22 protein-coding genes are annotated in these 20,367 nt (G+C 73.2%); 10 read left to right on the plus strand and 12 right to left on the minus strand.

The features are described from left to right. Positions 1–23 precede the first annotated feature (23 nt). Complete coding sequence (locus MQP27_RS08865; RefSeq protein WP_242763364.1) at positions 24–1,103, plus strand: ADP-ribosylglycohydrolase family protein; 1,080 nt, start codon at positions 24–26, stop codon at positions 1,101–1,103. Here the strand turns inward: MQP27_RS08865 and MQP27_RS08870 are convergent. Beyond that, entirely contained in the window at positions 1,100–1,939 is an 840-nt protein-coding gene (locus tag MQP27_RS08870; RefSeq protein ID WP_242763367.1) for an SDR family NAD(P)-dependent oxidoreductase, read from the minus strand. The genes MQP27_RS08865 and MQP27_RS08870 overlap by 4 nt on opposite strands. A 108-nt stretch (positions 1,940–2,047) precedes the next feature. Between MQP27_RS08870 and MQP27_RS08875 the strand changes: the two genes are divergently transcribed. The 3 genes from MQP27_RS08875 to MQP27_RS08885 all read left to right on the plus strand — a co-directional run bounded on the left by MQP27_RS08875 (position 2,048) and on the right by MQP27_RS08885 (position 4,195). Next, entirely contained in the window at positions 2,048–2,896 is an 849-nt protein-coding gene (locus MQP27_RS08875; protein WP_242763370.1) for a helix-turn-helix transcriptional regulator, read from the plus strand. Further along, on the plus strand, positions 2,893–3,396 hold the full coding sequence (locus MQP27_RS08880; RefSeq protein ID WP_242763373.1) for an NUDIX domain-containing protein: 504 nt from the start codon (positions 2,893–2,895) through the stop codon (positions 3,394–3,396). The genes MQP27_RS08875 and MQP27_RS08880 overlap by 4 nt, the downstream gene beginning before the upstream one ends. Positions 3,397–3,457: 61 nt before the next feature. Further along, positions 3,458–4,195 carry an SIR2 family NAD-dependent protein deacylase gene (locus MQP27_RS08885; RefSeq protein WP_242763376.1) on the plus strand — a complete coding sequence of 246 codons (738 nt, stop codon included), beginning with the start codon at positions 3,458–3,460 and terminating at the stop codon, positions 4,193–4,195. Here MQP27_RS08885 and MQP27_RS08890 read toward each other — a convergent pair. Both MQP27_RS08890 and MQP27_RS08895 read right to left on the minus strand, forming a co-directional pair. Beyond that, positions 4,192–4,680, minus strand: a complete 489-nt coding sequence (locus MQP27_RS08890) for a methylated-DNA--[protein]-cysteine S-methyltransferase (protein ID WP_242763377.1) — start codon at positions 4,678–4,680, stop codon at positions 4,192–4,194. The genes MQP27_RS08885 and MQP27_RS08890 overlap by 4 nt on opposite strands. A 29-nt stretch (positions 4,681–4,709) precedes the next feature. Continuing rightward, positions 4,710–6,209 (minus strand): AlkA N-terminal domain-containing protein, encoded by a 1,500-nt coding sequence (locus MQP27_RS08895; protein ID WP_278195761.1) that lies wholly within the window; start codon positions 6,207–6,209, stop codon positions 4,710–4,712. Positions 6,210–6,368: 159 nt separating this feature from the next. On the opposite strand from MQP27_RS08895, the gene MQP27_RS08900 reads away from it, so the two are divergent. Together MQP27_RS08900 and MQP27_RS08905 are read left to right on the plus strand one after the other, a co-directional pair. After that, on the plus strand, positions 6,369–6,731 hold the full coding sequence (locus MQP27_RS08900) for an ArsR/SmtB family transcription factor (RefSeq protein WP_242763380.1): 363 nt from the start codon (positions 6,369–6,371) through the stop codon (positions 6,729–6,731). A gap of 25 nt (positions 6,732–6,756) precedes the next feature. Continuing rightward, positions 6,757–7,887: an MFS transporter gene (locus tag MQP27_RS08905; protein ID WP_242763651.1), complete on the plus strand. Its 1,131-nt coding sequence runs from the start codon at positions 6,757–6,759 to the stop codon at positions 7,885–7,887. A gap of 70 nt (positions 7,888–7,957) precedes the next feature. Here the strand turns inward: MQP27_RS08905 and MQP27_RS08910 are convergent, their stop codons facing one another. Continuing rightward, positions 7,958–8,443 carry a DUF7144 family membrane protein gene (locus MQP27_RS08910; protein WP_372511146.1) on the minus strand — a complete coding sequence of 162 codons (486 nt, stop codon included), beginning with the start codon at positions 8,441–8,443 and terminating at the stop codon, positions 7,958–7,960. Between the two features lie 105 nt (positions 8,444–8,548). Then, positions 8,549–8,932 (minus strand): BlaI/MecI/CopY family transcriptional regulator, encoded by a 384-nt coding sequence (locus MQP27_RS08915; RefSeq protein WP_242763383.1) that lies wholly within the window; start codon positions 8,930–8,932, stop codon positions 8,549–8,551. A gap of 144 nt (positions 8,933–9,076) precedes the next feature. Here MQP27_RS08915 and MQP27_RS08920 point away from each other — a divergent pair, with 144 nt between their 5' ends. Then, on the plus strand, positions 9,077–10,630 hold the full coding sequence (locus MQP27_RS08920; protein ID WP_242763385.1) for a hypothetical protein: 1,554 nt from the start codon (positions 9,077–9,079) through the stop codon (positions 10,628–10,630). 43 nt (positions 10,631–10,673) lie between these two features. Here MQP27_RS08920 and MQP27_RS08925 read toward each other — a convergent pair whose 3' ends face one another. Together MQP27_RS08925 and MQP27_RS08930 are read right to left on the minus strand one after the other, a co-directional pair. After that, positions 10,674–11,390, minus strand: a complete 717-nt coding sequence (locus tag MQP27_RS08925) for a phosphatase PAP2 family protein (RefSeq protein ID WP_242763387.1) — start codon at positions 11,388–11,390, stop codon at positions 10,674–10,676. 37 nt (positions 11,391–11,427) lie between these two features. Beyond that, entirely contained in the window at positions 11,428–12,093 is a 666-nt protein-coding gene (locus MQP27_RS08930; protein ID WP_242763389.1) for a DedA family protein, read from the minus strand. A 117-nt stretch (positions 12,094–12,210) separates the two neighbouring features. Between MQP27_RS08930 and MQP27_RS08935 the strand changes: the two genes are divergently transcribed. The 3 genes from MQP27_RS08935 to MQP27_RS08945 all read left to right on the plus strand — a co-directional run bounded on the left by MQP27_RS08935 (position 12,211) and on the right by MQP27_RS08945 (position 16,064). Continuing rightward, positions 12,211–12,624: a BlaI/MecI/CopY family transcriptional regulator gene (locus tag MQP27_RS08935; RefSeq protein WP_242763391.1), complete on the plus strand. Its 414-nt coding sequence runs from the start codon at positions 12,211–12,213 to the stop codon at positions 12,622–12,624. 79 nt (positions 12,625–12,703) lie between these two features. Continuing rightward, on the plus strand, positions 12,704–13,705 hold the full coding sequence (locus MQP27_RS08940) for a M56 family metallopeptidase (RefSeq protein WP_242763393.1): 1,002 nt from the start codon (positions 12,704–12,706) through the stop codon (positions 13,703–13,705). Between the two features lie 505 nt (positions 13,706–14,210). After that, positions 14,211–16,064 carry a M1 family metallopeptidase gene (locus MQP27_RS08945; protein WP_242763395.1) on the plus strand — a complete coding sequence of 618 codons (1,854 nt, stop codon included), beginning with the start codon at positions 14,211–14,213 and terminating at the stop codon, positions 16,062–16,064. Positions 16,065–16,091: 27 nt separating this feature from the next. Here MQP27_RS08945 and MQP27_RS08950 read toward each other — a convergent pair whose 3' ends face one another. The 5 genes from MQP27_RS08950 to MQP27_RS08970 form a co-directional block, all read right to left on the minus strand. Further along, complete coding sequence (locus MQP27_RS08950) at positions 16,092–16,601, minus strand: O-acetyl-ADP-ribose deacetylase (RefSeq protein WP_242763397.1); 510 nt, start codon at positions 16,599–16,601, stop codon at positions 16,092–16,094. A gap of 101 nt (positions 16,602–16,702) precedes the next feature. Next, on the minus strand, positions 16,703–17,548 hold the full coding sequence (locus MQP27_RS08955; RefSeq protein ID WP_242763400.1) for a sugar phosphate isomerase/epimerase family protein: 846 nt from the start codon (positions 17,546–17,548) through the stop codon (positions 16,703–16,705). A 22-nt stretch (positions 17,549–17,570) separates the two neighbouring features. Beyond that, the gene (locus tag MQP27_RS51610; RefSeq protein ID WP_372511147.1) at positions 17,571–17,921 is read right to left on the minus strand and encodes a UbiA prenyltransferase family protein; all 351 of its coding nucleotides are present in this window, start codon (positions 17,919–17,921) and stop codon (positions 17,571–17,573) included. Between the two features lie 73 nt (positions 17,922–17,994). Continuing rightward, positions 17,995–19,407, minus strand: a complete 1,413-nt coding sequence (locus MQP27_RS08965; RefSeq protein ID WP_242763403.1) for a phytoene desaturase family protein — start codon at positions 19,405–19,407, stop codon at positions 17,995–17,997. Between the two features lie 93 nt (positions 19,408–19,500). Continuing rightward, complete coding sequence (locus MQP27_RS08970) at positions 19,501–20,349, minus strand: inositol monophosphatase family protein (RefSeq protein ID WP_242763405.1); 849 nt, start codon at positions 20,347–20,349, stop codon at positions 19,501–19,503. Positions 20,350–20,367: the final 18 nt, after the last annotated feature.

A 20,367-nucleotide genomic window follows, 5' to 3' on the forward strand; every position in this document is an offset into this window, starting at 1 on the left:
CCGGAATCGGGTAAACCGGTCCTATGACCCCTGTGGGCACCGAGCCAGAGCTCGCCAACCGCGTCCTCGGGGGCTGGCTCGGCCGGATCGCGGGCAACATGCTCGGCAAGCCGGTCGAGCAGGGCGACCTGTGGACGCGGGACCGTATCGACCGCTATCTCCGGCAGGCCGCCGCCCTGCCGCTGACCGACTACCTCCCCGAGCCCGCCGACGAGAGCGACGGCTTCGAGCTGCGCCCCGAGTGGCGCCAGTGCGTGCGCGGGCGCATCCACGGCAGCTGCCGGGACGACGACGTCGACTACGCGATCCTGGGCCTGGACCTGCTGGAGACGCACGGCTTCGGCTTCAGCACCGAGCAGGTGGGCGACCTGTGGCTGCTGAGACTGCCGTACCTGCAGACCTTCACGGCGGAGCGGGCGGCGTACCGTAATCTCGCGAACGGCCTCAAGCCGCCGCTGACCGCCACCTACGACAACCCCTACCAGGAGTGGATCGGCGCCCTGATCCGCGCCGACATCTACGGCTGGACCTGCCCCGGCCTGCCGCGCCGCGCCGCCTCGCTGGCCCGCCGGGACGCCGTGCTGTCGCACACCGGGAACGGGGTGTACGGCGCGATGTGGGCGGCCGCGCTGATCTCGGCGGCGTTCACCGCGCCGACGGTCCGGCACGCGGTCGACCAGGCGCTGGCTGTCGTCCCGGCCTCCAGCCGCCTGGCCCGCACGGTTCGGCGGGTCGTCTCGCTCCACGACACCCGGATGACCTGGGAGGACACGCTCACCACGGTCGCCGAGGAGACCGCCGGGCTCGGCTGGATCCACACCATCCCGAACGCGGCGGTGCTCACCGCGGGCCTGCTGTACGGCGACGGCGACTTCACCCGCACCATCACGCTCACCGTCCGCGGCGGCCTCGACACCGACTCCAACGGCGCGACGGCGGGCTCGGTGGCGGGCGTGCTCACCGGAGCGGAGGCGATCCCGGCGCAGTGGAAGGAGCCGCTGGAGGACACCGTCCGCAGCGCGGTCTTCGGCTTCGACGGGGTGCACATCAGCGAGCTGTCGGAGCGGACGGTACGGCTGGCCGAGGCGAAGCCCGATCCCTAGCCCGCGTCCCCGAACACCCCGGCCGTGACCCCCATCGCCCGCAGCACGAGCCGTTCCCGCAGCCGGTCCGGCAGGAACCGCAGCGCCGCCAGAGCCCGCCCGTCCCGTCCGGTCGTGTACAGCGGGGCGGGCCGCCGCGCGGTCAGCGCCCGTACGACCGCGGAGACGGCCGGGGCGACGGGCCCGAGTGTCTGCCGCGCGGCCGTCTCCCGTACGGCGTCCAGGGCGCGGGCGTAGTACCGCTGGGTGTGCGCGCTCCCGGCCCAGCCCAGCTCGGCGCTCGCCTTGTCGGCAGTGGCGAAGATCGGGGTGTCCATGGCGCCGGGCTCGACCAGGCTGACCTTGACGCCCTGGTGCCGTACCTCCATGCGCAGCGCCTGGGTGAGCGCCGACAGGGCGGCCTTGGAGGCGGCGATCGGGCCGAAGAAGGGCGGCGGGACGCGGGCGGAGACGGCTCCGATGTTGACGATACGGCCGCCCGCCGACCGCAGGGCGGGCAGGAAGGCGCGGATCACGGTCGCCTGTCCGATCACGTTGATCTCGAACTGCCGCCGCCATGCCTCGGACGGCGTCAGCTCGACGGGGCCCTGCCCCATGATCGCGGCGCTGTTGACGAGCCCGTCGAGCCGCGGCCCGATCGCCTCGGCGGCGGCCTGGACGGACTCCTCGTCGGTGAGGTCGAGCCGGACGGGCGTGAAGCCGGCGCCTCGCAGCGCGTCCGCGTCCGCGGGCCTGCGGTGGGCGGCGTACACCGTCCAGCCGTCGGCGTGCAGCCTGCGCGCCACGGCGGAGCCGACGCCGCCGGTGACGCCGGTGATGAGAACGGTACGGGGCACAAGGGCCGCCTTTCGGCTGGGAGTTCAGGGGATGCGCGGTTCGCGAGATCCGCGTCCCTTCCACCCTCCGCCCGTGCCCGTGCCGGTTGAAGAGTGCAGAATTTACTGGTGGCAGCGACACCAGTACCGGACCCCGGCCGCAAGGCGCTCGGCGCCTTCCTGCGGTCCCGACGCGAGCGGGCCGACCCCGAGGGGACGGGACTGCCGCCCGGAGGCCGTCGCCGTACCCCGGGGCTGCGCCGGGAGGAGGTCTCCCTGCTGTCCGGGGTGAGTCTGACCTGGTACACCTGGCTGGAACAGGGCCGCGACATCAACGTCTCGCCGCAGATCCTGCTGGCCCTGGCCCGCGCGCTCCAGCTGGACGAGGTCGAGCGCGCCCATCTGTTCCGGCTCGCGGGCCTGCCCGCCCCGAAGCCGGCCGAGCGCTCCCTCGACGTGCCGCACGCGGTCCGCGGCTTCCTGGACACGCTCCTGCCCAACCCGGCGTTCGTGATCGACCGCTGCTTCGACGTCCTGGCCTGGAACAGCGCCCAGGAGGAGATCCTCGGCAGCGCCCTGCTCGACCGCCCGCGCCGCGAGCTGAACAGCGTCTGGCTGCTCTTCCGCGAGCCCCGGGTGCGTGCCCTGATGCCCGAGTGGGAGGCGGAGGCGCGGTGGCTGGCCGGGTTGCTGCGCCAGCAGGCGGCGTACGAGCTGGACAACCCGCGCTTCACCGAGCTGGTCGACGAACTCCTCGCCACGAGCGAGGAGTTCGCGGCGCTGTGGGAGCAGCACGACGTCGTCGAGTTCCGCTCCTCGGTCCGCCGCTACCGGCACCCGGTCGTCGGCGACCTGGAGGTGTCGTACGTCCGCATGGCGCTGGAGGAGGCACCCTGGCTGAGCCTGATCTGCCACTTCCCCGAACCGGGGAGTGAGTCGGAGGGACGGCTGCGGAAGCTGGTTACCCTTCCTGGATGACCAGCTCCGAAGAATTCGCCGCGTACATCGCGGGTCTGCCCCGCGTCCTCTCCGGTGCCGCCGCCCTCTTCCGCGACGCGGAGGGCCGGGTGCTGCTCGTCGAGCCCAACTACCGTGAGGGCTGGGCGCTTCCGGGCGGCACGATCGAGTCCGACGGCGGCGAGACCCCGCGCCAGGGCGCGCACCGCGAGACGCTGGAGGAGATCGGCCTCGACCGCAGGCTCGGCCGCCTGCTCGCGGTGGACTGGGTGTACCGCCCGGGCTGGCCGCCGCTGGTGGCGTACCTCTACGACGGTGGAGTCCTCACGGAGGACGACTTCAAGGCGATCCGCCTCCAGGAGGAGGAGCTGCTGTCCTGGCGGCTGGTGGCCCGCGAGGACCTCCCGGACTACCTCCCCGGCCCCTTCGGCGACCGCATCCTGGCCGCGCTGGACGTCCTGGCCGAGGGCTCGGGCACGGCGGAGCTGGAGAACGGGCGGCGGGTGGACCTGGACCTGTGATCGGCCGCCGCCCGCCGATATCCATTAGCCCCTCCCCCCGGCCCGTCCTACCCTCGGCCCCATGAACAGGCCTCTCGTCGCCATCCTCAGTGGCGCCGGCATCTCGACCGACTCCGGCATCCCCGACTACCGCGGCCCGGGCGGGCTGTGGCGGAAGGATCCCGAGGCCGAGAAACTGGTGACGTACGAGTACTACATGGGCGATCCGGAGATCCGGCGGCGGTCCTGGCAGATGCGGCGCGGGAACCGCACGCTGAAGGCCGAGCCCAACGCGGCGCACCTCGCGGTCGCCGGGCTGGAGAGGTCCGGCGTGCCCGTGCGGGTGATCACGCAGAACGTCGACGGGCTGCACCAGCTCGCCGGGATGCCCGCCCGCAAGGTGCTCGAACTGCACGGCAGCGCACGGAGTTACGTGTGCACCGGGTGTCATGCGCGCGGGCCGATGGAGGACGCCATCGCCCGGGTCGAGGCGGGCGAGGACGATCCGCCGTGCCTGGAGTGCGGCGGGATCCTCAAGTCCGCCACCGTCATGTTCGGCGAGCGGCTCGATCCCGTCGTGCTCGGTGAGGCCGTCGCCATCACCAAGGCCTGTCAGGTGTTCATCGCCGTCGGCAGCAGTCTCCAGGTGCAGCCCGCGGCCGGGCTCGCCGGGGTCGCCGCCGACCACGGCGCGCGGCTCGTCATCGTCAACGCCGAGCCGACACCGTACGACGACCGCGCCGACGAGGTCGTACGGGAGCCCATCGGGACGGCGCTGCCGAAGCTGCTGCGCGAGCTGGGCGGTGCGTCGGACGGCTAGAACAGGGCCGCCGCGCTTTCGAAGTCCAGCAGCTGCTGCTTGCGGGCCAGGCCGCCGCCGTAGCCCGTGAGGCTGCCGTTCGCGCCGACCACCCGGTGGCAGGGCACGATGATGCCGATCGGGTTCCTGCCGTTGGCGAGGCCCACGGCGCGGGAGGCGGCGGGTTTGCCGAGGGCGTCGGCGAGTTGGCCGTAGGTGCGGGTCTCGCCGTACGGGATGCGACGCAGCTGGTCCCAGACCGTGCGCTGGAACGGGGTGCCGTTCAGGCCGAGTTGGAGGGTGAACTCCTTCAACTCGCCCTTGAAGTAGGCCTCCAGCTGTTCCTCGGCCTCGGCGAAGAGGGTCTCGTCCCGGCCGCCGAAGGTCTCCTCCGGTGGGCGGTGGCGCTGTTCGGTCATGTAGAGGCCGCACAGGAGTCCGTCCTCGGCGACGAGGGTGAGGGGGCCGTACGGGCTGTCGATCACAGTGTGCTGCTTGAGTGTCACCGGTTTTCCTCACACGGGCTCATACGGGCTTATACGGGCAGGAAGTTGATCGGGTGGTCGTCCGTCGCCCACAGGTACTGAACCGCGTACGCCCGCCAGGGGCGCCAGGCGGCGGCGCGGGCCGTGAGGGCCGCCGGGGTGGAGGGCAGGCCCAACTCCTGGGCGGCGCGGCGGATTCCGAGGTCGGTGGGGAGGAAGGCGTCGGGGTCGCCGAGGGCGCGCATGGCGATGACGTCGACCGTCCAGGGGCCGAAACCGGGGAGGGCCAGGAGACGGGCGCGGGTCTCCGACCAGTCGCTCTCCACGCCCAGGTTGACGGTTCTGTCGGCGAGTTGGCGTACGAGTGTGGTGAAGGTGGTGCGGCGGGTGCGGGGCATCGCCAGGGAGTCGGGGTCGAGGGAGGCGAGGGCCTCGGGGGTGGGGAAGAGGTGGGTGAGGCCTCCTTCCGGGTCCTCGACCGGGTCGCCGTGCGCGAGGACCAGGCGGGACGCGTGGGTGCGGGCCGCGGCCGTGGAGACCTGCTGGCCGAGGACGGCCCGTACGGCGAACTCGGCCTCGTCGACCGTGCGCGGGACGCGCCGGCCGGGCGCCTTGTCGACCAGCGGCGCGAGCAGTGGGTCCGTGCGCAACTGGTCGTCGATGGCGACCGGGTCGGCGTCCAGGTCGAGCATGCGGCGGCAGCGGCTGATGGCGACGGGCAGGTCGCGCAGGTCGCTGAGGGTGAGGCGGCAGGCGATGTGGTCGGACCTGGGGGTGAGGGTCGCGATGCCGTGGCCGTACGGGAGGCGGAGGGTGCGGCGGTAGGCGCCGTCGAGCCACTCCTCCACGCCGGGTACGGCGGTGGCGGCGAGGTGGCCGAAGAGGTTGTCGGGGTTGAGGGGGCTGCGGAAGGGGAGGCGGAGGGTGAGGGTGCCGGGGGTACCGGGGGTACCGGGGGCCGTGAGTGCCTTCGTCCTCGGCAGGCGGGCGCGCAGTTCGCTCGGTGTGAGGGCGAAGACCTCGCGGACGGTGTCGTTGAAGGTGCGGATCGAGGAGAAGCCGGCGGCGAAGGCGATCTCCGCCATCGGCAGCGGGGTCGTCTCGATCAACAGGCGTGCGGTCTGGGCGCGTTGGGCGCGGGCCAGGGCGAGGGGGCCGGCGCCGAGTTCGGCGAGCAGTTGGCGTTCGACCTGCCGGGCGCTGTAGCCGAGGCGGGCGGCGAGTCCGGGCACGCCCTCGCGGTCGACCACGCCGTCGGCGATCAGACGCATCGCGCGGGCCACGAGGTCGGCCCGCTGGTTCCACTCCGGGGAGCCGGGGCTGGTGTCGGGGCGGCAGCGCTTGCAGGCCCGGAAGCCGGCCTGCTGGCAGGCCGCCGCGCTCGGGTAGAACGTCATGTTCTCGGGCTTCGGCGGTACGACCGGGCAGCTGGGCCGGCAGTAGATCCGGGTGGTCAGGACCGCCGTGAAGAACCAGCCGTCGAAGCGGGCGTCCTTGGACTGGACGGCGCGTACGCAGCGCTCTCGGTCGGTGTGCATCCCGTTCTGCATGGATCCAGCATCGACGATCGGGCCGGGCCCGGCTGGCGAGAATCCGACATCAACCTGGCGTGGACTGGGGCGGCGCGGATCACCCGCCCGGAGCGCATCCACACCCAGCCCACATGAACAATCGTTCATATGTTCCTGTGCGATGGGTAGGATGCCCCCATGGGTCATGGAGCCGTCACCGCCGCGCAGGACGCCACCGAGCGCGTACGTCTGGACGCGGGCAATGTCGCCAAGGTGGCCACCACGCTGCAGGCCCTGTCGACGCCGTCCCGGCTGCTGATCCTGGCGCGGCTGCGCGAGGGGCCGCTGCCCGCCACGGAGTTGGCGGCGGAGGTGGGCATGGAGCAGTCGGCGTGCTCGCACCAGCTGCGGCTGCTGCGCAACCTGGGGCTGGTCGTGGGCGAGCGGCAAGGCCGGTCGGTGGTGTACGCGCTGCACGATCACCATGTCGCCGAACTCCTCGACCAGGCCGTCTACCACGTGGAGCATCTGCGGCTGGGGATCAGTGACGCGGGCGAGTGAGCGGTCCGTCGCCTCGCGACGGCAGATGTGGCCCCTGTACGCCGCCGGTTTCACCACGGCCTTCGGCGCGCACGGCATCGCGGCGAACCTCGGGGGCGCCGGGAAGGACGCCGTCACCTCGCTGCTCGTGCTCGGCGGACTGCTCGCGCTGTACGACGGCGCCGAGGTGCTGCTGAAGCCGGTGTTCGGGACGCTGGCCGACCGGGTCGGGGCGCGGCCGGTGCTGCTGGGCGGGCTGGTGGCGTTCGCGGTCGCGTCCGCGCTGTACGTCCTTGCGGACAGCCCGGGGTGGCTGTGGGCCGCGCGCCTGGGGCAGGGAGCGGCGGCCTCGGCGTTCTCGCCGTCCGCCTCGGCGCTGGTGTCGCGGTTGAACCCGGCCGCCAAACAGGGCCGAGCGTTCGGGAGTTACGGCTTCTACAAGTCGATCGGCTACACGCTCGGGCCGCTGCTCGGCGGGGTCCTGGTGTGGGCGGGCGGGCTGCGGCTGCTGTTCGGGGTGCTGGCGGTGCTCGGCGCGGGCGTGGCGCTGTGGGCGCTGGCCGCCGTACCCGTCGTACCGCCGCTCCCCCGGGCCCGGCAGACGGTCCTGGACCTGGCGCGGCGGCTGGCGGACCCGGCGTTCCTGGGGCCGACGGCCGCGCTCGCGGGAGCGACGGCCGCACTGTCGGTCGGGGTCGGCTTCCTGCCCGTGTCGGGCCGGGCGGCGGGACTCGGGACAGTGGCGACGGGGGCGGCGGTGTCGGTGCTGGCGGCCTGCGCCGCGGTCGTACAGCCGCGGGCGGGGCGGGCGTTGGACGCGGGGTCCTTGACCGCGCGCACAGGGCTGACGGCCGGACTGTTGCTGTCAGCCACCGGGCTGGCCTGCGCGATGCTCCCCGGGCTGACCGGCGTACTCCTCGCCGCGGCCCTCATCGGCGCCGGCACGGGCCTGATCACCCCCCTCGGCTTCGCGTCCCTGGCCTCCTCGACCCCGAAGGAACGCCTCGGCCAGACCATGGGCGCGGCGGAACTGGGCCGCGAACTGGGCGACGCGGGCGGCCCACTGCTGGTTGCGGCGGTCGCGGCGGCGACAACACTGACGTACGGCTACGCGGCGCTGGCGGCGGTGCTGGCTGGGGGGACGGCGGTGGTGGCGGTGGTGCGGTCTCGGGTGTGAGGGGGCGTGGCACTCGGCGGACCTGTGAGCCCCGCCCACCGCACCCGCCGGCGCCGTCGCTCCGCCCCCGTCACGCCATGCGGCGCCCCGTCGCCTCCTGCTGGGCGGCCAGGGCCCAGATCACGAACACGTCGATCGCCATCATGATGACGGACCAGACCGGTGCGTACGGCAGGAACAGGAACTGGGCGATCAGGCTGAGCGAGGCGAGCAGGATGCCCGCGAAACGGGCCCAGGCGGCGCCCTTGAGCACGCCGTAGCCGGTCGCGGCGACCAGGGCGCCCAGGATGACGTGGATCCAGCCCCAGCCGGTGAGGTTGAGCTCGTACACATAGGTGCCGATACGGGCGTACACGTCGTCGTCGGCGATCGCGGCGATGCCCTGGAGGACGGCGAGGACACCGTTGCAGAGCATCAGCACACCGGCGAACACGGCGCCGCCGGTCACCCAGCCGTCGCCGCCACCCCGCGGAGCGGGCGACGGCCGATCGGCCATCCAGGGTTCGCCGATCTCGCTCTCGGAGGTCCTCGGCTTGCGCGGTGCGTCCTGGCTCATGGGCGGTGATCCCTTCTCGCTCCCCCGCGGTCGGCTCAGTCCGAGCCTTGGGGTGAGAGGCGGGTGCCGCCCTTCGGGGTACGCCGATCGGGTGAGGCCGGCTCGTCAGCCGTCGCTCTCGCCCAGGAGCTCGCGCAGAGCCTTCTCCTCCGCCGGGCTCAGGCCGGTGACGAAGTGCTGCAGGGCGGCGATGGGATCGGGGCCCCGGTCCAGGGCCCGGTGCATGGCCTCGGCGGTCATCTGCGCCGCGTTCTTCACCGGGCGGTAGGCGCCGCGCCGACCGTCCGCGTCCCGGTGCACGAGGCCCTTGTCGTGCAGGCGCCGCAGGATGGTGTGCACGGTGTTGTAGGCGAGGTCGCCGCCGAGTTCGGCCTGGATCTCGGCCGGAGTCAGCGCCCGGTCCGTCGCCCACAGCGTGGCGAGGACCGCGCTCTCCAGCTCGCCCGGGCTGCGCCGCTCGGCCCTGCCGCGAGGGGTCGTGCCTGCCATGGCCACCACCTTACGGCGCGTAGGGTCCGTCGGTCACCGACTCGCACCTCTCCCTTACCCGCCTCCGACCCCCGTCCGACCTACAGGTTGTAGTGTGCCGACAACGCAAACCCTACAAACTGTAGGGCCCGGAAGGGTGAGCCAATGGCAAGGGCCTCCGACGCCGCAGGCGCACACGCGGGCACGACCGCGCTCTCGCGGACGCGCGCAGCCACCCGCCGCACCCCGTCATGGGCGCGGACACCCCGCCGCGACGCACCCCACAGGCCGCCACCCGCCACCCGCCTGCTCATGGCCGTGCCGGCCGCCTTCACCCTGCTCCAACTCGTCCTGGTGCGCCCCGGAGCGGGCCTCGGTTGGGACGAGTCGGTGTACGTCAGCCAGGTGAGCGGGCACGCCCCGGCGGCGTTCTTCAGCGCGCCGCGCGCCCGCGGCATCAGCCTGCTCGTCGCCCCGATCGCCTCCTGGTCGTCGTCGACCCCCTTGCTGCGGGTGTACCTCGCGTTCCTGTCCGGTCTCGGCCTGTACTGGGCCCTGCGCGCCTGGCGCGGCCTCTTCCCGACCGGGGTCCTCGCGGCCGGCGGCGCACTGTTCGCCTCCTTGTGGATCACCCTCTTCTACGGCCCCCAGGCCATGCCCAACTACTGGGTGGCCCTGGGCGCCCTGGCCGCCGTGGGCTTCTTCCTGCACACGCGCCGCGAACGCGACCGGCGCGGACCGCTGTGGGGCCTGGCCGCGGGCGCGGCGCTGATGGCGTGGATGCGGCCGACGGACGCCGTCTGGGTCACCGTCCCGCTGCTCGTCCTCTGCCTCCGCGACCGCCGCCCGCGCCTGCCGCTCGCCCTGCTCGGCGGTCTGGCGGCGGGCGCGGCCGAGTGGATCGTCGAGGCGTACGTCCGCTACGGCGGCCTCGGAGCCCGGCTGTCCGCCGCCTCCCGCATCCAGGGCGGCCTCGGCCTGCACGACGCCGTGACCGACCAACTGCGCAGCCTGGGCGGACGGGCGCTGTGCCGGCCGTGCACCGGGGCCGTGCCGAGCGCGCCGGTGATCGCCTGGTGGTTCGTCCTGCCGCTGCTCGCGGCCGGGGCGCTGGTGATCGCGGTACGGGGCCGCCGTACGACCGCCACCGCGCTGCCGCTGGCCTGCGCCGTGACCGCGGCCGTGCCCTACCTCTTCCTCATCGGGTACGCGGCACCCCGCTTCCTGCTGCCCGCGTACGCCCTGCTGGCGATCCCGGTCGCGGACGCGCTGACCCACCTCGTGACCGCGCCGACGGGGCGGTGGCGGCTGGTCGCGGTGACGCTGGTGGCCGTCGGGGTGGCCGGTCATCTGGCCGTGCAGTTCGCGGTGCTGGAGGCCACGGTGGCGCGTACGACGGCCGCGCACCGGGTCTGGGCCGACACGGCCGCGCAGCTGCACCGCCTCGGAGTGCGCCCGCCGTGTCTGCTCACCGGGGGCGATTCCGTGCCCGTCGCCTTCTCCGCCGGGTGCGCCTCGGCGTACACGGCCGGCCATGACGCCAGCACGACCGCCGCGGGCCTCACCCGCACCGCCCACCGCGTGCCGGTCGCCTTCCTGACGACCGGTCCCGCCCGTCCGCCGTCGTACGCACGCGGGTGGCAGCGGCACCGGGTGGCCGACGGTTACGCGTACGTCGCGCCCGCGCCCTCGGCGGTCGGGAAGCGGGGGCACGGCTGACGGGGCGGGCGGGTCGTGGTCTGCGGGGTCGGGATGTGTTCGTTCAGGTCTCGGGTGACTGCGTCGGCGGTATGGCGTCGGCCGTTGGTCCGTCGCCTTCCGACGGCTCAGGTCTCGGCCACCTGGTCAGGCCCCACCAGCACAGGCCCAGCCAGGTGGCCGCCAGCAACCAGCCGGCGAGGACGTCGCTGGCCCAGTGCACGCCGAGGTACACCCGCGTCGCCCCGACGGCGACCGCCCAGCAGACGGCGAGCGCGCAGGTCGTACGGGCGAGGTCCGGGCGGGTGTGCCGGGTGACCGCCCAGCACACCAGGCCCGCGGCCAGGGCGGAGGTGGTGGCGTGGCCGGAGGGGAAGGCGAAGCCGGAGGCGTGTGTCGCCCAGTCGGTGCGGGTGGGGCGGGGGCGGGCGAACAGCTCCATGAAGCCGGTGCGCACCAGTTGCCCGGTGAACAGCACGGCCAGGGCACCGACGGCGGCTCTCAGGCGGCCGTCGGCCCCGCGGCCCGCGAACAGCCCGGCCACCGCCACGATCAGGTACGGCCAGGGCCCCGTCCCCGTCGCGGTGATCCCGCGCGCGAGCGCCTCCGCGACCGGCGGCCGGTGCCGGAGCGCCCACATGTGAGCCGCGCCGTCACCGGGCAGCGGAGTGCCGTGCCGTACGCCCACGGCGGTGGCGAGGGCGGCGAAGAGCAGGGCGCAGACGAGGGCCGGCAGCAATGGCCCTCGCCGCGCTCGTCCCGGCGCCTCCACGTCGTCCACCGCCGCCCGCCTCACGCCGATCGCCCTGCCGACCCTGTCACCGCGAAGCCCCCGGAGAGGCGCGGCGGGCGCGAGTGCGGCGGGCTTCCAGGGCGAGGGGGGTGAGAGAGGCCAGGACGATCAGGGCGACCACGGGGAGGAGGTAGTGGTCGACGTTCGGGATCGAGGACCCGAGGGCATAGCCGCCCAGGGTCAGGCCGGTCGTCCAGAGCAGGCCGCCGGTCAGCTGCCACACGGTGAAGACCCGCGGCGGTACGTCGAGTGCGCCGGCCAGCGGGTTCAGTACCGTCCGCACCACCGGGACGAAGCGGGCCAGCACCACCGCTTTCGCATGGCCGTACCGTGTGAGGAGCTCCTCCGCGCGTGCCGCGCCCTCGTGCAGTCTTCTCGCGCGGCTGCGGGCCAGCAGGGCCCTGCCTCCACGACGGCCCGCCCAGTACCCGAACTGCGCTCCGGCCAACGCCCCCACCGCCGCCGCGACCAGCACCTGCGGCAGCGACAGGTGCACGGACCCGCCCGCGCCGTCGGCGCACAGCAGACCGGCCGTGAACAGCAGGGAGTCGCCGGGCAGGAAGAACCCGACCAGCAGGCCCGTTTCGGCGAACAGCACGACGGCGATGCCGAGCGCGCCGTAGGCGGACAGCAGGGATCTGGCGTCCAGGACGTTCACCGCCTGTGCGACGGCGAACTGTGCGGCTGCCATGGGCGGCCCCTCTCATACTGGGACATGGACGGAGCGGGCACGGACCCGCACCGAGCGACTACAGTCAAGTAGACCGTCTACCGCACTGTAGACGAATGAGAGCCGAGGAGCGTTCCCATGCCCGAGGGGCAGATCGACGAGTCGGGCGACGGCCGGGCGGACCGTCGACCGGCGGGTGAGCTGGAGGCGGGCGTGCTGGCCGCGCTGTGGGCCGCCGACGGACCGCTCACGCCCGGCGCGGTCCAGCTGGAGCTCGGCGGCGGTCTCGCCCGGACCACCGTGACGACGATCCTCACCCGGCTGCATGCCAAGGGCGTGGTCAGCCGGGCGCGTTCGGGCCGTGGGTACGCCTACGCCCCGGTCCAGGACTCCCACGGTCTCACCGCCCGCCGTATGCACGCCGAACTCGACAAGGACGAGGACCGCCGCACCGTGCTGGCCCGTTTCGTCTCCGACCTGAGCCCCGAGGACGAGGAACTGCTGCGCGCGCTCCTGGAGGGCGAGCCGGGGGCGGCGGACGACACCCGGTGAGGCGGAGCCCGTTGTCGGTGGCGCCTCGTACGCTGGTCGGCAGGGAATGGGCCTCCAGGGACAGAAGGGGAGGGGCAGCATGATCTACGCCGTGTGGCTTCCGCTGCTCGTGCCGCTGCTCGCCGCGCCACTGGCCCGGCGCGGCGCCGAGTCGCTGCCGCCCCGGGCCGCCGCCTGGGCGCTGACCTGCCTCGCTCTGGCCCTCGCCCTGTCCAGTACGGCGGCGCTGACGCTGCTGGCCCTCGACGGCGCCCTCCGGCTGCCGTTCGTGGCCGCGCTGGGCCATCTCTCCCCGAACCTGCTGGGCGACGGTTCGCCCGCCACGGCGCCGGCCGCGGTCCTGGCCGCGGTCGCGCTCGTCGGGCTCGGAGCCCTGGTGTTGCACCGGGCCCGCCGTCATGTGCGTGAACTACGTGCCGTACACGGGCAGTTGGCCGATCACGCGAGCGCAGGCGATCTCACCGTACGGCAGGACGACGGTCCCGACGCGTATGCCCTGCCCGGGCGGCCGGGCCGCATCGTGGTGACCACCGGGATGCTGCGCGCGCTCAGCGCGCCCGAGCGCGAGGTGCTGTTCGCCCATGAGCGCGCCCACCTCGCCGGGCGCCACCATGTCTTCCTCGCCGCCGCCGAGTTCGCCGCCGCCCTGCATCCGGCCCTGCGCGGGCTGCGCGCGCCGCTGTCGTACGCCCTGGAGCGCTGGGCCGACGAGTGCGCCGCGCGCGTGACGGGCGACCGCGCGCTCACCGCCCGGGCGGTCGGCCGGGCCGCGCTCGCCGTGAGTGCGGCGGGTCCCCGGCCGCGCCCCCGCCTGTCCCTCACGGCCACCGCGGGCCCGGTCCCCCGCCGCGTCACCGCGCTCCTCGCCCCCGCCCCGACCATCGCCCGCACTCACCACCTGTTCCCCCGCGCCCTGGCCGCCCTGCTCCTCGCCTGCGTGGCCCTGTCGGCGACCGCGGCCCTGGAAGCAGCCACCGATCTGCACGCGGGCATCGAGACCGCGCAGGGGGAGAGCGCCGGGCACGGCTTCGGCGACGCCTACGGCGACGGCGACGGCGACGGCGACGGCGACGGCAACTGAGCGGCCGTAACCGCCGCACGGCCCCGCCGTAAGCCGCCGGCGGCCTGCCGCAGCCGCGCCCTGTTCGCGCCCCACCGCTCCTGGCGCGACGAGCCGCTGCGTGACCATCCGGCCGCCAGGAGATCTGCCGTGGCCGCATCGGACCGGCGGTCGTCACCAAGGACCAGCCGTCGTCGCCAAGGGCCAGCCGCCGTCGCCAAGGGCCAGCCGTAGTCGCAAAGAACCGCCCGTGGTCGCCAAGGACCCCCCGTGACCGCCTGGGACCGCCCGCAGTCGCCAACGGCCTGCCGCCAAAGGCCTGCCGCAGCCGCTGCCGGGAATCCGCCGCAGCCGCGAAGGCCGTGCCGCGGTCCACCACCTACCGCGGAACTCACCCCTTCGCACCAGCTCTTATGGCATGCTCCGGTCAACCGATACACGCAGCCCACGACCGCTCCCGGCGCACCCAGGCCGGGCGGAGGTCGCCGAGCAGGCCGGAATCCCGGTCGCCGCAAAGGAGTTTCGCGTGAGAAAGACCCCCCACAGATCCATCGCCGCGCGCGTACTGACCGTCGCCGCGCTGGCCGCAGTCGCCCTTCCCGCCCTACCCGCGTCCGCCGCCCCGCCCGCCGCGGCAGCGGCCTGCACGCCGGCCCAGGTGGTCGGCAACGGCGGCTTCGAGAGCGGGACTTCGCCGTGGACGCAGTCCTCGACGAGCGTCATCACCAGCCGCTCCGGGCAGAGCGCGCACGGCGGCACGTCGTTCGCCTGGCTGGACGGCGTCGGCAGCACGCACACCGACACGCTCTCGCAGAGCGTCACGATCCCGTCGGGCTGCAGCAAGGCGACCCTGACCTTCTGGCTGCACATCGACACCGCCGAGACGACCTCGTCGACCGCGTACGACAAGCTGACGGCGAAGATCGGCAGCACGACGCTGGCCACGTACTCGAACCTCGACAAGGCCACCGGCTATGCGCAGAAGTCGATCGACGTGTCGGCGTTCGCGGGCCAGACGGTGAGTCTCGCCTTCACCGGCACCGAGGACTCCAGCCTGCAGACCAGCTTCGTCCTCGACGACATCGCCCTCGACACGTCCGGGGACACCACCCCGCCGGCCGACTCGACGCGGACGCCGGCCGCGCCCTCGTACACCGTCAGTCTGAGCAGCGACACCGCCGGTACCGTCTGGACCGGTCACGAGAGCGCGACCTTCACCAACGCCTCCTCGACCGCGCTCAGCGAGGTGTATCTGCGGCTGTGGGACAACTACCACGGCACCTGCTCGGCGATGCCGATCACGGTCACCAACGTCAGCGGCGGTACGGCCGGTGCGCTGTCCGTCGGCTGCACCGCGCTGCAGATCTCCCTGCCGACACCTCTCGCGCAGGGCCAGAGCACGACGATCGGCTTCGACCTGGGCATCACCGTGCCCAGCGGCGCCGACCGGTTCGGGCACGACGGGGCGTTCAGCTTCATCGGCAACGCGCTGCCCGTGCTCGCGGTGAAGGACGGTTCGGGCTGGCATCTGGACCCGTACACCAACAACGGCGAGTCCTTCTACTCGCTGGCCGCCGACTTCAAGGTGACCCTCGACCACCCGAGCAGCCTGCTGGTCCCGGCGACGGGCACGTCGGTGGACACGCCCGGCAGCAGCGGACGCACCGTCACCACGGCGACCGCGTCCAAGGTGCGTGACTTCGCCTGGGCGGCCGGGCCGTTCAGCAAGATCTCCGGCACCTCGACGGCCGGCACGACCGTCAACGTCTACTCGGTGTCGGGCATCAGCTCCTCCGACGCGCAGTCGATGCTCTCCACCGCCAAGACGGCGGTCGACGCTCACGCGGGTCGCTTCGGGGCCTACCCGTACGGCGAGTTGGACGCGGTGATCGACAACAACTACTGGTTCGGCGGCATGGAATACCCGGGCTTCGTCCTCGACCTCGTCAGCACGACCGCGCTGACGCACGAGATCGGGCACCAGTGGTGGTACGGCATCGTCGGCGACGACGAGTACAACAGCCCCTGGCTGGACGAGGCGTTCACCGACTACTCCACCGACCTCGCCCTCGGCAAGACCGGCACGAGCTGCTGGAACAGCGTCTCGTGGACCTCGTCGGCGGAGAAGATCACCAACTCCATGGCCTACTGGGACGCCCACTCGTCCCGCTACTCCACCGTCGTCTACGGCTACGGCAAGTGCGCCCTGCACGACCTGCGCCGGCTCATCGGCGACACGGCCATGACCAAACTCCTGAAGGACTACGCGAGTTCGCACTGGTACGGCGTCTCGACGACGGCCGAGTTCAAGGCGGCCGCGCAGGCCGCCACGACCACGGACCTGACGTCCTTCTGGAGCACGCACCGCATCGACGGCTGAGCACCGGCCGAGCGTTCGAGGAGCGCTTCAGCGGGCCTGCGCGGCGAACGCCTCGTAGGCCCGCTGGTCGAACAGTACGAACCGGACCTCCTCGACCGAGGTGTCCGCCGCCCGCACCGTCTCCACGGCGATGCGGGCGCCGTCGTCCATCGGCCAGCCGTAGACGCCGGTGGAGACGGCGGGGAACGCGACCGTCCTGGCGCCGAGTTCGTCGGCGACCCGCAGGGACTCGCGGTAGCAGGAGGCCAGCAACTCGGAGCGGTCCTCGCCCGGGCTGTACACGGGGCCGACGGTGTGGATCACCCACCGCGCGTCCAGTTTCCCGGCGGTGGTGGCGACCGCCCGGCCGGTGGGTAGGCCCTTGCCGTACCGCGAGGCGCGGAGCCTGCGGCACTCGGCGAGGATCTCCGGGCCGCCCCGGCGGTGGATGGCGCCGTCCACGCCTCCGCCGCCGAGCAGCGAGGAGTTCGCCGCGTTGACGATGGCGTCGACGGACTGCTGCGTGATGTCGCCCTGGACGAACGTGATGCGGGTCATGAATGCCTCTATACCAGTCCAGCCAGAGCCGACAGCGGCGACTTCACCTCCGTCGCGCCGGTGTGGTCCGGGTCGTACGGGAGGCCCTGGGGTTACGCGCGTCACGCGGCCGCGGCGCGCAGGAACTCGATGGAACGGCGGGCGACTTCGGGGGCGTTCAGGGCGCCGTCCTGGATCTCGACCGAGACCAGCCCGTCGTGGCCGAGGGCGCGCAGGGCGGCCAGTACCGGCGGGAAGTCGATCTCGCCGGCGCCGAGTTCGAGGTGCTGGTGGATGCCGCGTCGCATGTCCTCGATCTGCACGTTCAGCAGGCGCGGTGCCGCCAGCCGGACGCACTCCAGCAGGGGCCGTTCCTCCACGCAGTGGGCGTGTCCGATGTCCAGGGTGATGCCGAACAGCTCGTGTCCGCCGAGGAGTTCGGCCAGGACCAGGCAGCGCTGCACGGTGTCGACGAACATGTACGGCTCCGGCTCGAAGGCCAGCGCGACGCCGTACCGCTCCGCGGTCTCCAGCACCGTCCCGAGCCCGGCCGCGAGCCGCTTGAACGCCTCCGCCTCCGACAGACCGCCCGGCGCGGGACCACTGCCGAGGTGGACGGTGGGCGATCCGAGGTCGGCGGCTATGCGAACGGCCCTTTGCAGCAGGTCGGTTCGCCGTCCGTCCGGGTCCGCCATCAGGGTCGGCAGGTGCTTGCCGCGGGGGTCGAGGAGATACGGCGCGCCCGTCTCCACCGTGAGGTCGAGGCCGTAGCGGTTGAGGGCCCGGGCCAGCGCGGTCAGACGCTGGGAGAGGTCGTCGGCGTAGGGGTCGAGGTGGATGTGGTCGAGGGTGAGGGCGACGCCTTCGTAGCCGAGGTCGGCGAGGATGCCGAGGACGGCGTCGAGCCGGTGGTGGGTGAAGCCGTTGGTGCCGTAACCGAATCTGAGGGGGGTGGGGGGAGGTTCCATGCGGGGGTTCCTCACACAGAGGTCAGGTGGGGGATGTGCGGCGGACGAGCCGTCGCGCGAGGGGGTGGCCGACGCCGAGGCCCGCGGCCGAGGGCGGTGAGCGCCGCTGGCAGGGGCCTGAGGGAGAGGATCCCGGGCCCGACAGCCCGCCGCGGAGGTCGTACGCCCAGGCCAAGCCGGTCAGCGACAGCGCTCCCCGCAGGCTCCGGTGTCCGCCCGCGACGGCGAGCGCGGTGCGCCGGGGTACCCGGCCTGACGGTACCGGCCGCTCGGGGCGTTCGACGGCGTCGACCGTGGCGTCCGCGTAGCCGTGGAGCGCCATGCCCGACCAGTAGAAGCAGACGTCGGGGTGTCGTGGCCGCTGGTCTCTCATGAGCGCACGGTACTCAACGCGCTTCAGCCTTCACACTGCGCTGTTCTCATGACTCTGCCTTGGTGACTAGGCGCTACCCCTGCTGCCGAAGGCGTCGCCAGACCGCCTTTGCCGCGTTGTGCCCGGACATGCCGTGCACTCCCGGGCCCGGCGGGGTGGCCGAGGAGCAGATGAAGACCGCCGGGTGCGGGGTGGTGTACGGGGACAGGCTGAGCTTGGGGCGCAGCATGGTCTGCAGGCCGCTCACCGCGCCCGAGCCGATGTCACCGCCGACGTAGTTGGCGTTGCGGGCGGCGAGTTCGGCCGGGCCCGCCGTGGCCCGGGCGAGGACACGGTCGCGGAACCCCGGGGCGAACCGCTCCAGTTGGCGCTCCATGGCGTCCGTGAGGTCGCCGGTCCAGCCGCTCGGGACATGGCCGTAGGCCCAGAAGACCTGCTTGCCCTCGGGCGCGCGGCCGGGGTCGACCACTCCGGGCTGGACCGTGATCATGAACGGCCTCTCGGGTGCCCGTCCGTCCCGCGAGGCGTTGCGCAGGGCGGTGCCGATCTCCGCGCTGTCCGCGCCGATCTGCACGGTGCCCGCCCGCCGGGCCTCCTCGGCGGTCCACGGCACCGGACCGTCCAGCGCGTAGTCCACCTTGAACACGCCGGGGCCGTACTTGTAGTTCTCGTAGTAGCGGCCGAACCCGGCGATACGGGCCAGGGCGGTGGGCGAGGTGTCGAAGACGTACGCGCGGGCGGGCGGCAGGTCGTCGAGGCGCTTGACCTCGTAGTCGGTGTGCACCAGCCCGCCGAGGTCCTTCAGATACGCGGTCAGCGCGTCCGAGATGGACTGCGAGCCGCCGCGGGCCACCGGCCAGCCGCGGGCGTGCGCGGCGAGGGCGAAGACCAGGCCGATGGCGCCGGTGGCGAAGCCGCTCAGCGGGGCCATCACGTGCGCGACGAGGCCCGCGAACAGGGTCTTGGCGCGCTCGTCGCGGAAGCGGCGGCTCAGCCAGGTCGACGGCGGCAGACCGACCAGGCCGAAGCGGGCGAGGGTCACCGGGTCGCGCGGGAGGGCGGTGAGCGGCAGGGACATGAAGTCCCGGGCCAGGACGTCCCACTTGGGCAGGAAGGGCTCGACCAGCCTGCGGTACGAGCCCGCGTCGCGCGGGCCGAAGGAGGCGGCCGTCTCGGCGACGGAACGGGCCAGCACGGCTGCCGTGCCGTCGGTGAAGGGGTGCGCCATGGGCAGCTCGGGGTGCAGCCACTCCAGGCCGTACCGCTCCAGTGGCAGGGCGCGGAACGCCGGGGAGTTGATGCCGAGGGGGTGGGCCGCGGAGCAGGGGTCGTGCAGGAAGCCGGGGAGGGTGAGCTCTTCGGTGCGGGCGCCTCCGCCGACGGTGTCCCGTGCCTCGAAGACGGCCACGGAGAAGCCGCGGCGGGCCAGTTCCACGGCGGCCGTCAAGCCGTTCGGCCCCGCACCCACCACGACAGCATCGAGCATCGACGGCACCTCGACCCCTTCGTCAGCCTTCGGCCACCGGGTCAGGATATGCCGGGTGCCTGGGTGGCCCGGCGAGGCCCTCTTGAAGGTGGGTCACATCGAACCATGCCGTAGCAGTTCCGCCACCTTGTGCGCCGTCGCCGCGTCCCGGGCCGTTGTGAACGGGAGGGTGTTGCCGCCTGTGATGCGGAAGGGGTCTCCGCCGAGGGTGAGGTGGGCGCCGCCGGCTTCCTCCACCAGGAGGATGCCTGCCGCGTGGTCCCAAGCCGCCTCCCAACTGAAAACGGTTGCATCCAACTCGCCCCGGGCGATGGCCAGATACTCCAGCCCCGCCGAGCCGCAGGGGCGGGTGGACACGCCGTCGGTCCAGAGGCCGAGGAGGGCTCGCTTCTGGGCGTCCGTCGTGTAGTCCGGGTGGGAGGTGGCGACTTCGAGGTCGCGGCCGGGGGCGGGCGAGCCGGCGTGCAGGCGTTCGCCGTCCAGGAAGGCACCCTGGCCCCTTACCGCGGTGGCCAGTTGGTCGCGGGCCGGGGCGTACGTCCAGGAGGCCAGCAGGACTCCGTGGTGCGCCAGCGAGACCAGCGTGGCGAAGCCGGACTCGCCGCGCACGAACTGGCGCGTGCCGTCGACCGGGTCGACTATCCACACCGGCGCCTCGTGCTGTATCGCCTCGTACGTCGCCGGATCGGCGTGCACCGCCTCCTCGCCGACCACGACCGAGCCGGGCAGCAGCGCGCCGAGCGCCTCGGTGAGACGTCGCTCGGCGAGGCGGTCGGCGTCGGTCACCAGGTCGTGCGGGCCGCTCTTCTGGTCGACCTCGTGCGCGGCGAGTCGGCGGAAGCGGGGCAGGATCTCGGCCGCGGCGGCCTCCCGGACCGCCTCCTCGACGTCGGCCGAGTGCTGGGCCAGAAACTCTTCGATGGTTTCCGTGTCTACGATCATGGCTCCATGAGAACACGC

The sequence above is a fragment of the Streptomyces cylindrosporus genome, from assembly GCF_022698165.1.
GTDB classification, from domain to species: domain Bacteria; phylum Actinomycetota; class Actinomycetes; order Streptomycetales; family Streptomycetaceae; genus Streptomyces; species Streptomyces cylindrosporus.